The sequence below is a fragment of the Streptomyces sp. NPDC050211 genome, from assembly GCF_040656035.1.
Taxonomy (GTDB): Bacteria; Actinomycetota; Actinomycetes; order Streptomycetales; family Streptomycetaceae; genus Streptomyces.
The window spans coordinates 73024-86684 of the sequence record NZ_JBFALC010000016.1 but is presented as its reverse complement, the minus strand read 5'-3'; the positions used below and the strand labels follow the sequence as shown (position 1 = coordinate 86684).

General features: G+C 70.7%; 9 protein-coding genes. 3 read left to right on the top strand and 6 right to left on the bottom strand.

The window, feature by feature from the left end; genetic code table 11:
* Position 1 precedes the first annotated feature (1 nt).
* Positions 2-910 carry an endonuclease/exonuclease/phosphatase family protein gene (locus AB0I98_RS18915; protein ID WP_362942965.1) on the top strand — a complete coding sequence of 303 codons (909 nt, stop codon included), beginning with the start codon at positions 2-4 and terminating at the stop codon, positions 908-910.
* On the opposite strand, the gene AB0I98_RS18910 is transcribed toward AB0I98_RS18915, so the two are convergent.
* Positions 900-2150: a glycosyl hydrolase gene (locus AB0I98_RS18910; protein WP_362942801.1), complete on the bottom strand. Its 1251-nt coding sequence runs from the start codon at positions 2148-2150 to the stop codon at positions 900-902. The genes AB0I98_RS18915 and AB0I98_RS18910 overlap by 11 nt on opposite strands.
* 63 nt (positions 2151-2213) lie before the next feature.
* Between AB0I98_RS18910 and AB0I98_RS18905 the strand changes: the two genes are divergently transcribed.
* Positions 2214-3191: a BadF/BadG/BcrA/BcrD ATPase family protein gene (locus tag AB0I98_RS18905; protein ID WP_362942798.1), complete on the top strand. Its 978-nt coding sequence runs from the start codon at positions 2214-2216 to the stop codon at positions 3189-3191.
* Positions 3188-5398: a glycoside hydrolase family 3 N-terminal domain-containing protein gene (locus tag AB0I98_RS18900; RefSeq protein WP_362942795.1), complete on the top strand. Its 2211-nt coding sequence runs from the start codon at positions 3188-3190 to the stop codon at positions 5396-5398. The genes AB0I98_RS18905 and AB0I98_RS18900 overlap by 4 nt, the downstream gene beginning before the upstream one ends.
* Here AB0I98_RS18900 and AB0I98_RS18895 read toward each other — a convergent pair.
* From AB0I98_RS18895 to AB0I98_RS18875, 5 genes are all read right to left on the bottom strand, one after another.
* Positions 5378-6262 (bottom strand): carbohydrate ABC transporter permease, encoded by an 885-nt coding sequence (locus tag AB0I98_RS18895; RefSeq protein ID WP_362942792.1) that lies wholly within the window; start codon positions 6260-6262, stop codon positions 5378-5380. The genes AB0I98_RS18900 and AB0I98_RS18895 overlap by 21 nt on opposite strands.
* Positions 6259-7137 (bottom strand): sugar ABC transporter permease, encoded by an 879-nt coding sequence (locus AB0I98_RS18890; protein WP_362942789.1) that lies wholly within the window; start codon positions 7135-7137, stop codon positions 6259-6261. The genes AB0I98_RS18895 and AB0I98_RS18890 overlap by 4 nt, the downstream gene beginning before the upstream one ends.
* A gap of 131 nt (positions 7138-7268) precedes the next feature.
* Positions 7269-8642, bottom strand: coding sequence for an extracellular solute-binding protein (locus AB0I98_RS18885; protein ID WP_362942786.1), 1374 nt, complete (start codon positions 8640-8642; stop codon positions 7269-7271).
* A gap of 139 nt (positions 8643-8781) precedes the next feature.
* Positions 8782-9435 (bottom strand): peptidyl-prolyl cis-trans isomerase, encoded by a 654-nt coding sequence (locus AB0I98_RS18880; protein ID WP_362942782.1) that lies wholly within the window; start codon positions 9433-9435, stop codon positions 8782-8784.
* Positions 9432-13661: an NEW3 domain-containing protein gene (locus AB0I98_RS18875; protein ID WP_362942779.1), complete on the bottom strand. Its 4230-nt coding sequence runs from the start codon at positions 13659-13661 to the stop codon at positions 9432-9434. The genes AB0I98_RS18880 and AB0I98_RS18875 overlap by 4 nt, the downstream gene beginning before the upstream one ends.

Below are 13661 nucleotides of genomic sequence, written 5' to 3'. Positions count from 1 at the left end.
CATGCTGCTGCACGCGGAGATCCCGAACGGGATCGGGGGCCTCGGCAGCCTGGTGGAGACGTTCCTGCCATGGTTCGGCCTGTTCATTCCGGTGCTGCTGGCCGGCGCGCTGTGGCGCCGCTCCGCCTCCGCGGTCGTCGCGCTGCTGCTGCCGGTCACCGTGTGGCTGAACCTCTTCGGCGGGCTGCTCGGCGACAAGTCACACGCGGGCAGCGACCTCACCGTGGCCAGCCACAACGTCGGCGCCGACAACCCCGACCCGGCCGGCACCGCGCGCGACCTGGCCGCCTCCGATGCGGACGTGCTGGCCCTGGAGGAGATCACCGCGGAGGCGAAGCCGCTGTACGAGGAGGAACTGGCGAAGACGTACCCCCACCACACGGTGCTGGGCACGGTCGGGTTGTGGAGCAAGCTGCCGCTGTCGGACACCCGGCCGGTCGACATCGAGCAGGACGCCGGGCCGCTGGGGGACGCCAAGCCGGCCGAGGTCAAGCTGGCCTACAACCGGGCGCTGCGCACCACGGTGGCCACGGACCAGGGGCCGCTGGCGGTGTACGTGGCCCACCTGGGGTCCGTACGGGTGACTCCCAGGACGGGCTTTTGGACGGACAGCCGGGACAGAAACGCGCAGGCGCTCGCCGAGGTCCTCGCCGCCGAGCGCAACGAGCGAGTGGTACTGCTCGGCGACCTCAACGGCACCATGGACGACCGCGCGCTCGACGGCATCACCTCGCAGCTGCACTCGGCCCAGGACGAGGCCGGGGACGGCTTCGGCTTCAGCTGGCCGGCGTCCTTCCCGGTGGCGCGGATCGACCAGATCCTCGTCCGTGGCGTGGAGCCGCAGAGCTCGTGGGTGCTGCCGGCCACCGGCAGCGACCACCTGCCGGTGGCGGCCGGAATCAGCTGGTGACCACGGTTGGAAAGGGATGGGGCCATACGGCCTCCTTGATTCCCCGCGCCCTCAAGTAGTCACCGTCCTCCGCCCGTTCCGCCAGCACGACCGCCGGACGCACGCCCTCCCCGCGCATCTGCATCCACGCCTCGAAGTACGCGCCTCCCGGACCGGAAACAGAGCGTGTCGCCGGAGTGCACTCCAGCACCAGGGCCGTTTCGCGCGCCGGTGCTGAACGCGGGGCGGTACGAAGTTCGGCGACCGCGTCGGCGAGTGCCCGCGCGATCGGCTTCGCCCGGCCCATCGCGTCGAACAGGCCCAGGGTGTACTCCAGTTCGGGGTAGTCGGCCAGGGCGCGGTCCACGTCGTGGGAGGACCACCAGGTGACGCCCCACAGGTCTGTGCAGTCGGCCGCGTTCAGCAAGGTCGCGCGGGCGAAGTCCGGGGCGTCGGCGGCGGGGATGTGGGGCTCGGGGGCGCCGGTCTCCTGGACCCAGACCGGCCTCGTGGGGTCGTCGGCGTACGCCTTGGCGAGCTCCGTGCCGTACTCGGCGAGGTGCAGGACCTCGGGGGAGCGGGGGCCGTAGCGGCGGGCGCAGTCGCCGGAGAAGACCCAGGGGTGGACGGTGGTGAGATCGCCCTTGCGGGCGGAGGCCTCGGGGGTGAAGGGATGGTCGTCGCCGTACCAGGCGGCGTCGTAGGCCGAGTGCGTGACCAGATGCTCCGCGGCGGGCAGGCCGTCCCTGGCGGCGGCCAGGAGCGTGTCGAGGTAGTGGTCCACCTCGGCGGCCGTCACCGGGTTGTGTTCGACCAGGTTGTTGAGCTCGTTGCCGAGCTGGAGGCCCAGGAGGTTGGGGCGGTCGGCGAGGGCTCGGCCGAGGGTGCGCAGGAGTCGCGCCTGGGCCTCGATGGCTTCGGGGTCGGTGAACACGTTGCGGTGATGCCAGCTGCGGGTCCACTCCGGATAGAAGTCGAAGCTGGACAGATGGCCCTGGACGCCGTCCACGAGGACGTCGAGCCCGGCCTCCGCCGCGAGATCGACGAGGTGCACCAGCTGGTCCACGGCGGCGGTGCGGATGAGGGTGCGGTTGGGCTGGAGCAGGGGCCACAGGTGGAAGACGCGGATGTGATCGAGGCCCAGCGCTGCGATCTGGGCGAGATCCTCGCGGGCGTGCTCCGGTTCGAAGTCGTGCCAGGAGTGGAACCAGCCGCGGCGGGGCGTGTAGTTGACGCCGAAGCGGGGTGTGGATGCGCTCAAGGGTCCTCCTCGGACGGCGTCGGGCCTTGTCTGCGGCGAATGTATCAACCACCATGGTTGCCGATGAACAATAATTTGAACCAGGATCTCGTGGTCGGCCTGGACGCCGGCGGCACCCGGACGCGTGCCGTCCTGGCCTCCGCCCACGACGGCCTGCCGCAGTGCGAGGGCACCGGCGGACCGGGCAACGCCCTGACCGTCCCGGTGCCGGAACTCACCGACCACCTGGCCGAGGCCCTCGCCCAGGCCGTGCCGGAGCCGCTGCGCGCCCGGGTCGGGGCCGTCGCGGGCGGCTTCGCGGGCGCCTCGCGGACCGCCGCCGACGAGCCCGGGCGGCTCAGGGCACAGTCCGCCCTCTCCGCCGCGCTGGAAAGGCTGGGCATCCACGCCGTGTCGGTCGAGATCTACAGCGACATCGAGGCCGCGTTCGCCTCCGCGCCGGGCTTCCCCGCCGACGGCCTCGCCCTGGTCGCCGGCACCGGCGCGGTCGCCGCCCGGATCACCGGACGCCGCTGCACCGCGACCGCGGGCGGCGACGGCTGGCTGCTCGGCGACGACGGCAGCGGCTTCTGGATCGGCCGCAGCGCCGTCCGGGCCGCCCTGCGCATGGCCGACGGACGCGGCGGGCCGACCCTGCTGGCCGCCTCGGTCGGACGGGAGCTCGGCCTTCCTGCCGAGGTGCTGCCGTATGGCGCTCAGGCGTGGACCCGCGAGCAGCGCGAGCTCTACCGCATGCATGTGCTGCCCGCCGTGATGGCCCGCCCGCCGGTCCAGCTCGCAGGTCTCGCACCCCTCGTGGTCGAGGCCGCCGGCCATAAGGACGCCGTCGCGGAGGCGATCCTCCAGGAAGCGGCCGACCAACTGACCGACACCCTCTGCGCGTTGGACCCCCACCCGGGGGAGAGGATCGTCGTCACCGGAGGGCTGATCGACCCGCTGCTGACCCCCCTCACCGATCGGCTGCCCGAGTTCACGATCGACCAGGTGGCCGACGGCTGTCCCGGAGCCGTCGCCCTCGCCCGACCGGGGCTCGGACGGTGACGACGTACCGGGACCCGGCCGCCCCCGTCGACGCCCGCGTCCGCGATCTGCTCGCCCGTATGACCCTGCGGGAGAAGGTCGGTCAGCTCAACCAGCGCATGTACGGCTGGGACGCCTACCGCCGCACCCCCGACGGCGCCTTCGAACTGACCGACGCCCTGCGTGCCGAGACCGAGCGCTTCGCCGGACTCGGTGCCCTCTACGGGTTGTTGCGCGCCGACGCCTGGTCCGGCGTCGATCACACGACGGGAGCCGGTGCGGACGACAGCGCGGGACTCGCCGAACTAGTGCAATGTCACATCGTACAAACGAGCCGCCTCGGCATCCCCGCCCTCTTCGTCGAGGAGGTCCCCCACGGCCACATGGCCCTGGACGGCACGGTCTTCCCCGTCAACCTGGCTGTCGGCGCCACCTGGGACCCCGCACTGTACGAGCGAGCCGCCGCCCACGCCGCCGCCGAACTGCGCGCCCGCGGCGGCCATGTCGCCCTCGTCTCCGCACTGGACATCGCCCGCGACCCACGCTGGGGCCGCACCGAGGAGTGCTACGGCGAGGACCCGTACCTCGCTGGCCGTCTCACCGAGGCACTCGTCCGCGGCATGCAGGGCCAAGGAGAACTCTTCGCCGCCGACAAGGCCCCCGTCGTCCTCAAGCACTTCGCCGGACAGGGAGCCACCGTCGGCGGACGCAACTCGGCCGAGTCCGAACTCGGGCCGCGCGAACTCCACGAGATCCACCTCCCCGCCGCCCGCGCCGGAGTCCGTGCCGGAGCCGCCGCCGTCATGGCCGCGTACAACGAGGTCGACGGCCTGCCCTGCGCCGGCAATCGCGCCCTGCTCCATGAACTCCTGCGTGAGCGCTGGGGTTTCGAGGGCCTGGTCATGGCGGACGGGCTGGCCGTGGACCGGCTGGCCCGGATCACCGGCGACAAGGTGTCCGCAGGGGCCCTCGCCCTCAACGCCGGCGTCGACCTGAGCCTGTGGGACGAGGGCTTCACGCACCTTGAGGAAGCGGTCGAGCAAGGGCTGGTGACCGTTGCGGCCCTGGACGCCGCCGTGGCGCGTGTCCTGAGCCTGAAGTTCCGGCTCGGCCTCTTTGAACAGCCGTACAGATCAAGCCAGTTGATGCCGCCGAACGGTCGCGAGCTGAGCACCGCCCTCGCCCGCTCCGCCGTCGCCCTCCTCCACAACGACGCCGGCGTACTGCCCATACGCCCCACGGTCTCCCGTATCGCCGTCCTGGGCCCGCACGCCGCCACCAGCGCCCACCAACTCGGCGACTACACCGCCCCGCAGCGCCCCGGCACGGGAACGAGCGTGCTCGACGGCCTACGCCGACTGGCCCCGCCCGGCATCGAACTCCGCCACACCCGCGGCTGCGCCCTGACCGGCGACGGCCTGTCCGGCATCCCCGAGGCGGTCGCCACCGCGGCCGCGTCCGACCTGGCCGTGCTGGTGCTGGGCGGCAGCAGCGCCCGCACCCCCGACACCGAGTTCGCCGCCAACGGCGCCGCCGTGACGGCCGTATCCGAGATGACCTGCGGCGAAGGCGTGGACCTCGCCGGACTACGGCTCGGCGCCGCGCAACACGCGCTCCTGGACGCCGTCGTCGCGACCGGCACCCCCACGGTGATCGTCATGATCCAGGGCCGCCCGCACGCCGTGCCCGAGGCCGGACGCGCGGCGGCTCTGCTCACCGCCTGGTATCCGGGCCCGTGGGGCGGCGACGCGATCGCCGAGGTGCTGCTCGGGCTGGCCGAGCCGAGCGGCCGGCTCCCCGTCTCCGTCCCGCGCTCGGCGGCCCAACTCCCCGTCTACTACAACCACAAGGACACCGAGTACGGCGGCTACGTCGACGAAAGTGCCGAGCCGCTCTACTCCTTCGGGCACGGGCTGTCGTACACGAGCTTCGAGTACGGCACGCCACGCCTGTCGGGGCACACGGTCGAGGTCGATGTCACCAACACGGGGGACCGGTACGGGCGTACGGTCGTGCAGGTCTATCTCAGACGCCTGATCACGACCGTCTGGCCGCGCACCCTCGAACTGTGTGCGTTCAAGGGTGCGGGCCTCGCGCCGGGCGAGCGCCGTACGGTCACGGTCACTCTGGATCTCGATGCCGATCTGACCGGCGTGGTCGAGATCCGCGTCGCCGAGTCGTCGCGGGCCGCGCTGAAAGCCGTACCCCTACAGCTTCACCGCTCCTGACGACACGCCCTTGTAGAACCACCGTTGGGTGATGACGAACAGGATGAGCACCGGGATCACGGAGATCACCGACCCGGCCATGACCATCCGCTGGTCGTAGCCGAACGACGAACTCTGCAGCCGCGAAAGACCCAGCGTCAGGGTCATGTTGCTCTCCGAGCGCAGCACGATCAGCGGCCAGAGGAAGTCGTCCCAGGCGCTGATGAAGGTGTTGATGATCACCACCATGATCGCGCCCCACGCGGACGGCAGATACAGATGGCGGAAGCGCTGCCACTCGTTCGCGCCGTCGAGCATGGCCGAGTCCTCTATCTCGCGCGGCACGGCCAGGAACGCGGCGCGCATCAGCAGGACGTTGATCGCGCCGACGAATCCGGGCAGCCAGACGCCCGCCAGGCTGTCGACGAGCCCGAGGTCGCGGATGCTCAGGAACAGGGACACCATGATCGACTCGAAGGGGAACATCATCGAGGCGACCAGCACGACCCAGACCGCCTTGCGGCCCTTCCAGCCGGGCTTGGAGAGCATGTAGCCGGCGGTGGTGGAGAAGACGAGCTGGCTGGTGACCGACAGGACGACCACGATCATGCTGTTGCGGATGTACGTCGCCACCGGCACCTGCTCGAAGATCGTCCGGTAGGCCCGCAGGGTCGGGTCGTGCGGCAGCAGGGTGGCGTTCGCGCCGAAGACGTCCTCGCCGGTGCTCTTCAGGGAAGCCAGGAGCTGCCAGAGCAGCGGTCCTACGGTGAGGCCAAGGACGAGGAACAACAGCAGGTAGCGGACGAGCAGTTCGCGGGGGCGGCCGTAGTCCCGCCAACGGGGCATCAGACGGCGGCGCTTGGCCGGGACAGCGGCCGTGGTCATGCGTCGTCCTCCTTCGTCAGGCGCTGCGCCAGCAGGGTCAGCCCCAGCGTCAGCAGGAACAGGGCCACGCTGACGGCCGAGCCGTAACCGGCGTTGCCGGTGATCGGGTCCAGACCGACGTCCCGGATGTAGAAGGGCAGGGTGCGGTCGGCGCCGCCGGGGCCGCCGGTGGAGCTGCCGAGCATGTAGATCTCGGTGAACACCCTGAGCGAGCCGATGCCGGTGAGCGTGCCGACGAGCATCATGGCGTTCCGGACGCCCGGCATCGTGATGTGCCAGAAACGGCGGATCGCGCCGGCGCCGTCCATGGCCGCCGCCTCGTGCAGTTCCTTGGGCACGTTCCCGAGGGCGGCCAGGTAGAAGACCATGTACCAGCCGAGCCCCTTCCACAGCGTCAGGCCCATCGCGGACAGCAGGATCAGCCACGGGTCGGACAGGAACGGGATGGCGTCCCTGATCAAATGGGCCTTCTCCAGCCAGGTGTTGACCAGTCCGTCGTCGGCCAGCAGCCACTGCCAGCTCAGGCCCACGACCACGCTGGAGGCGAGGACGGGGGTGTAGAAGGCGGAGCGGAAGAAGCCGATGCCGGGCAGGTTCTTCTCCACCAGGACGGCCAGCATCAGCGGCAGCAGCACCATCAGCGGTACGACGATCAGCGCGTACAGGACGCTGTTGCGGGTCGCCAGCCAGAAGTCGGAGTCGTCCAGCATGCGCGTGTAGTTGTCCAGCCCGACGAAGCCCGAGGCGCCGCCGAGCGGCTTGGCGTCGGTGAACGACAGCAGCAGGGTGTTGAGGAACGGGAACACCCCGAAGATCACCGCGCAGGCGATCGCGGGAGCGGTCCACAGCCAGGGGAGCCACCAACGACGGTACATCGCCGCTCCGTTGGCACCAGCAGCCGGTCCCGGCAACAGTGCCCGGAGTCGAGAGGGGCTCGCGCCCGGTGCGGAGTCCGTGCGCTCCGCACCGGGCACGGACACCGGCTTCGTGATCTGAGCCGTCACCGTCAGCCTGCCTGCTTCAGCAGCTGGTTGGCCTTGTCCTGGGCGTCCTTGACGGCGTCCGCCGGGCTCTTCTTGCCCTGCATGGCCAGCTGCACCTGGGACACGATGGCGTTCTGCACGGCCGGGGAGAGGTTGGTCTGGTTGGTGTCGGCCGTCTTGAGCTGGTCGGCGACGAGCTTGCGGGCCTGGGAGAACGGGTCGTCGCCGGTGACGTTCTGGAAGAACGGATCGTCCAGCGAGGCCGTGGTGGTCGGGAAGATCACCACGCTCGGGTCTTTGCACCAGGCCGTCTGGTTCTCGGCGTTGGTCAGGAACTTCGCGAACGCCAGCGCCGTGGGGGCGTTCTTGCTGGTCGCGGCGACCGAGATGTACTGCGGGGCACCGGCGGAGGCGCGGCCGAGCGCGTCGTAGGGCTGCTGGCCGACGGCCGTCTTGGCGTAGACCGACGGGCTGTTGTCCTTCACGAACCGCACGAAGCTCGGGTTCGTCGAACCGTAGGCCACCTTGCCCTGGCTGTAGAGCGTGGACGGGTCGTTGCTGGAGGACAGCGAGTCCTTCGGCATCGCGCCCTGCTTGTACAGCTTCGCCATCCACTCGACCCACTGGACGGTGCGAGGGTCGTCGGCGAGGACAGCGGACTTGCCGTCGGCGGAGAGGATCTTGATGCCCATCTGGTCGAAGTCGGCCGGGATGCGCCAGATCGGGTTGGCCATGGTCGCGTAGAACTTGCCGTCGGCGGCCTTGGCGATCTTCTCGTAGTCGGCGAACAGGCCGAACATGGTCGTCGGCGGCTTCGCCGGGTCGATGCCGGCCTTCTTCAGCAGGTCGGTGTTGTACGTCAGGAGGACACCGCCGGTGTACCAGGGCAGCGTCGTGTGGATGGCCTTGCCGGTGGCGTCCTTGAAGGTGCTGGACTCCCAGAACGACGGGACGAAGGGCTTCGATGCGTCAGGGTCCTTGGTACCGACGTCGAGCAGGTAGCCGGCCTTGGTGAGGGCCGTCGCCGTCGGCGCGTTGACGTTGATGACGTCCGCCAGCGTGCAGGCCTGGGCGTCGGCGACCGTGCGGCTGGTGAAGGTGTTGTCGCCTGGGTCGTCGATCCACTTGACCTTGGTGCCGGGGTTGGCCTTCTCGAACGCCTTGATGACGCCGTTGAAGAAGTCCCCGAAGTCCTTCTTCAGGTTGGTGGTCTGGAAGGTGATGTCACCGTCGATCTCGCCGGAGAGCTTCCCCGACCCGACGTTTCCCTTGTCGACCTTGCAGCCGCCCGCCGTGGCGTCCCCTCCCTCGGAGCCGCTCGACAGGCCGCAGCCGGCGGCGGTCAGGATCAGGGCGACGAGCCCCGCAACGGATCCGGTCAGTCTTGTAGCGCGCATTGCTGCCTCCTGCGACCAGCCAGCTGCTGGTTCAATTAACCAACTTCGACTCCGATTGATGAAAAGGTGGACCAGAATTCATCGGAGGTCAATGGGTTGCCATGTTGCTTTTAGGTTCCGCCGGTGATCAGTCGGGCGGTCAGTGCCGGTGCTCGTGGTCCGGATGGGAGGGATCGCCGGGGTGTTCATGGCCGACGGCGTACTCCACGTCGGCGCGTGCGCGGTCGAACCAGTCGAAGAAGGCGCGGTGCGCTGCGGCGCGGCGCAGTTCGCTCACGATGCCGTCGCGGGCGTGCCTGTACGGCACGAAGTCCTCCGGTGCGGTCACGCCGAACGGGTCGATGCCACGCCGCAGTGCCTCCGGGGTGAGGAAGCGGTCCCGGTTGCGCTGGTAGTAGTCCTGTACGACGGTCTCCGGGACGTGTTGCTCGCCCGCCAGTTCGGCGAGGAGGGTGCGTGCGGCCGGGGAGTGGGCGAGGGTTGCCGCGATGATGCTGCCGAGGTCGGCTACGTCGGTTTCGACCACGGCGAGCATGCGTGCGGGTGACATCTCGCCAGGGAGCGTCAAACCCCGTTCCCTGCATGCCCGTCGGGCGAGTTCGTCGGCGACGACTACCTGTGTTGCCCAGCGGCGCCTTTGTCGTTCGTGTGCGGGTTCGTTGTGGCTGGTCGCGCCCACGCGGCGGAGCCGCATATCGACACCGCCCGCGCCCCTGCGGGGCGCTTCCAAGAAGGCGTTCACACGCTCCCTCGGGATCGCCTCGCCCTGCACGAGCGCCGCGTGTTCCGTCATGGGCTCACCTCCAGCTCCACGGCCTTCGTGTAGGCGACGCGGCCGTGCCAGGCGAGCTTTGCCATCAGCCAGTACGAGCCCGGCGGCACCGAGCCGCCGTCCACCTCGATCACGCACTCCAGGTGGTCCCCGGCGGCCACCGTGAAGCCCTGGCAGGCGGGGGTGACCCCGGTCCAGGTTCCCCAGGAGGACACGGCCCACAGGGTTCCGTTGATGGGGCCGCGGGTGGTGTTGTGCACGGTGACCGGGACTAGGACGCGCTCACCGCGGGGTACGGCGATGCGCTCAACCCCCAGCTCTGGCAGGAGAGTTGGACCTGGCGGGGCGCCTGGCACATCGAGGGCCACGACATCCTCGTACACCTGCCCGCCGTACGACAGCCGGGCCGCGAGCCAGTGTCGGCCCGGCTCGGGGTCAGGTGGTGGGGTCACCGTGATCTCGGTGAGGGTGAAGCCGCCGGGGCCCAGGGCGTAGGGCAGTTCGGCGGGGGTGGTGGACCAGCCTGGTGGTGCGTGCAGGGTCACGGTGCCCCACGTCGGGGCGTCGGTGAGTTCCGAGCCGATGCGGACGGTGGCCGTGACCGGGTCGGTGGCGGTGAGTGCGGTGGGGGAGAGGAAGACCGAGACCGGCATGTTGCCGCGGGGGGCGGGGCCGGAGTTGTGGAGCCAGTAGCGGGTGTGGATGGGCTGGGCGGGTTCGTGGGCGGCGACGGCGGGACCGTCGGACGTGCGGGCGGCGGTGGCGTTGGCCAGGACCGTGGCGACCTCGAAGCCGGTCAGGCCCAGATCGAGACCGCCGTCGGCATTCGGTGCCAGTGGTTCGCCCGGTGTCTCGAGTACGTCCGCCCGCGCGCCCTCCGCCCAGTCCCGCGGTCCCTGCACGCGCGCGTGCACCGGCCGTCCGTTGACCTCGTGCATCCGTACGACGACTCCGCGGCCCGGGTCCGCGGGTGCCGCGCTGCCGCGGGCGAGTGGGGAGCCGAGCGGCTTGAGGGCGTCGAGCAGTACCTCGCCCGCGGGTTCGAGGGAGAGCAACGTCGCCGTTCTCGGTATCCCGGGTTCGTCGGAGGACCGCCGGATCCGTGCGGTGAGCGGGTGGTTGAACTCATGACCGGCCCGGGGCAGTCCCAGGTCCCGCCAGTCGCCCTCGCCCGCGACGACGGCGTACTCGAACGTGTGGGACCAGCGCTGGAGTTGGAACCCCGAGCCGTCGGGGGTGGTGCGACGCGGCGGGTCGATCCAGATGCCGGAGGGCCAGCCGGTGCAGGAGCGCATCAGGGACATGTAGAGGTCGCCGGAGGCGGTGACCACACAGCCAGGTGTGCCCCGGTTGAGGACGGCGAAGCCGTGCCCGTCCCAGGCGTCGCCCGGCGGCAGCGCCTCACCGCCGCCCGCCGCCGTGGCGTGTACGACGGCGTCGTCCAGGTCGGCGATCAGCGCGTCGACCGCCTTGGCATCGTCCTCGGGGCGGGCGCCCGCCACCACGAGCAGCGGCAGCCGTTCGAGGTCGCGGAGGTCCGCTCCGGGCACCCACTCCTCGCGCAGCCCGGCACGCGGCGCCACCCACACGGCGGCGACACCTTCCTCGGCCAGCTGCCGCCGCAGCTCGCGTCCGGCGGCGGGATCCCAGCCGAGGGCCTCGGCGACCAGGGAGTTGCGGTCGGGGCCGCCGACGGCGATGCGGATGTCGGGCAGGTTGGAGTCCACCTCCAGGTCCCCGTACCGGGGCCCGTCCGCGATCGTCGAGGTCGCGGTGACTCCCACGCGTACCAGGGCGGCCGCGAGCGGGGTGCCGAGTTCCCCGGCCTCGTCCCAGTCCGGGTAGACGAGTTCGGCGACTCCGATCGAGCGGTGCCCGAGGAACCTGCCCGTGTCGCCGCTCAGCGCCACGCGGGCCGTGGACCCCAGGGCGAACCAGGTGTTCGCCGGGTTGTCCAGCGTCCACGGGAACCGCTCGCTGTCCACCTCCACGAACCCGAACCCCCGCCCGATCACGGCATCCGCCACCTCGTGCACCGGCAGCCCGCCCTGGACGTTCGACGGCCAGCGGACCCGGATGAGCCGGTCGGCGCCGTCGTACCCGTCGATGGTGGTGGACACGTCCAGCCGGTCGACGCCCTGCCACAGACACAGCCGCTGCGTGTACCGGAAGAGACCGAGGTCCGCGCTGACGGTGATCCGCGATCCGGCGGCGGACTGCTCGACCTCGATGTCCGCGCGTACGTCCCCGCTGCGGGCGGCGGTGGTGCCGGTCGGGGTGAGATGCCAGGGGCCTTCACCGAAGCGGGGATGCCTCGAGTACTCCTCCTGGACGACGAGTTCGTTGCCGATGTCGCCGGGGCGCAGCAACTCCCGGCCGCCCTCGGTCAGTAGGCGCAGGCTGCTGACGGCGCCGCCACGCGCGGGGTCGACCGTCACCTCGTAGAACTCGTTGCGAATGGTGGTGCCCTCGCCGCTCGTCCACTCGGGCACGGTGCCCTCGGCGAGGGGGAGTGCCTTGAGGCCCATGCCGGGCAACTCCGGTACGACGACGTGCAGTTGTCCGTCCTCGGCCACGGCGGGCAGGGGGTGGCCGGTGTCGTCCAGCGGGACCTGTCCGGGATCCGCGACCGTCAGGACGTCCCGCCGCTCCCACGTCGCCGGGTTGAAGACGACCAGGTCCGCCGTCCCCTCGGCGGGCGTCACGGCGTCGGCGAGCGCCTGTGTCGCGTCGGCGTGCACCGTCTCGGCGAGGTCGCACAACTCCCGCCAGCCGGTGAGCAGATCGATGTAGACCTGGTCCGACTCCGAGCCGGTGACGGCGTCGTGATGGGCGCCGTAGATCAGCTGCCGCCACGCCTTGTCGAGCGCGGCGTCCGGATAGGGATGCCCGGTGACGAGCGAGGCGAGAGTCGCCCAGGCCTCCGCGTCGGCGAGGAGCGTCTCGCCGTACCGCTGGGCCTGCTTGGTGTCGATGTAGGAGACGTCCTTGCCGGTGTAGATGGGGTTCATGTCCCTGGTCTGCGGCGAGGCCTTCCGCCCCTCGGCTTCCAGCTCGTCCCGTACGGCGGCGAAGAAGTCGCGGGGCACGGCGCTGATGAAGCGCGGCCAGACGTAACGGGCGTTCCAGTCCCGGTGGATGTCCATGACCCAGCGGCACGGCGGGGCGTAGTCGCCGCCGACCGGGAGCAGGACGTTGCGGGTGAGCGCGACCTTCTTGAGCCCCTGGAAGAGCTTGTGCGCGGCTGCTTCCGCCTCCGGCAGCGTGGGCGCGTTGTCGATCGCCCAGCCGGCGCCGTAGTGGTTGACCATGTACGCCGTGAGCAGTCCGCGCCCGGACGGGGCGATCCAGTTGAACTCCGCCGGGAACTGCATCCGTCCGGGGTCCCGGGGCTCCTCGCCGAACACGGAGAGGGTCGGTCCCCACTGATGGAACGGCCCGCGCGCCCACGAACTGGAGGAGATCCCGGCGTCCGCCATCAGCCCCGGGAACTGCGGATCGTGCCCGAATGCGTCGAGCTGCCACGCCGTCTCGGGGGAGGCGCCGAGGATCCCGCGCTGGAAGCCGTCACCGTAGACGGCGTTGCGGATGGTCGCTTCCGCCCCGGTGAGGTTGGTGTTGGGCTCGTTGTAGGTGCCGCCCATGATCTCGATCCGCCCGGTGCGCAGCAACTGCCGTAGAAACGCGCGCTCTTCGGGGAAGGTGTCCCAGTAGGGCTTGAGGTAGTCGACCTCGGCGAGCACGAAGGTGTACGCCGGATCGCGCCGCGCCAGATCGCAGTGGGCCCGGACGAGGCTCATCCCGGACTGGCCGCGCGAGTCGAAGGTGCGGGCCGGAAGACCGGTCGTCGCCGGGTCGTCGGCCACGTCCCAGGTCTCGGTGTAGGCGCCCTGGGTGTTCCACCAGACGGGGTCGTAGTGGAAGTGGCTGACCATGAACATGGTCCAGCCGGGCTCCGCCGCCGTGAACTCGGCGGTGTGCCGCGCCACTTGGTCCCCGTCGGTGACGGTGACCGTGACCTCGCGGCGGTCGCCGGGCGCGAGGCCCTCGACGGTCACGGGTATCTCGACGCGTACCGTGCCGTCCTCACCGACGGTGGCGAGCGCCTCCCCGCTCACCTCCGCGCCCGCCACGGCGAGGCGGACCGGCCTGTCCGGGACGTGCTCGATCCCGGCGATCACGATCTGGTGCGGCTGCTCGGCGGTACCGACGAAAAGATCGGTGGACTCGACAGAGAGGACGCGCAT

Bases quoted from the DNA above. Each gene is read 5' to 3' on its own strand.
- AB0I98_RS18915 (WP_362942965.1), top strand. From the start codon at position 2: ATGCTGCTGCACGCGGAGATCCCGAACGGGATCGGGGGCCTCGGCAGC.
- AB0I98_RS18905 (WP_362942798.1), top strand. From the start codon at position 2,214: ATGAACAATAATTTGAACCAGGATCTCGTGGTCGGCCTGGACGCCGGC.
- AB0I98_RS18890 (WP_362942789.1), bottom strand. From the start codon at position 7,137: ATGTACCGTCGTTGGTGGCTCCCCTGGCTGTGGACCGCTCCCGCGATC.
- AB0I98_RS18895 (WP_362942792.1), bottom strand. From the start codon at position 6,262: ATGACCACGGCCGCTGTCCCGGCCAAGCGCCGCCGTCTGATGCCCCGT.
- AB0I98_RS18885 (WP_362942786.1), bottom strand. From the start codon at position 8,642: ATGCGCGCTACAAGACTGACCGGATCCGTTGCGGGGCTCGTCGCCCTG.
- AB0I98_RS18880 (WP_362942782.1), bottom strand. From the start codon at position 9,435: ATGACGGAACACGCGGCGCTCGTGCAGGGCGAGGCGATCCCGAGGGAG.
- AB0I98_RS18875 (WP_362942779.1), bottom strand. From the start codon at position 13,661: ATGCGCGTCCTCTCTGTCGAGTCCACCGATCTTTTCGTCGGTACCGCC.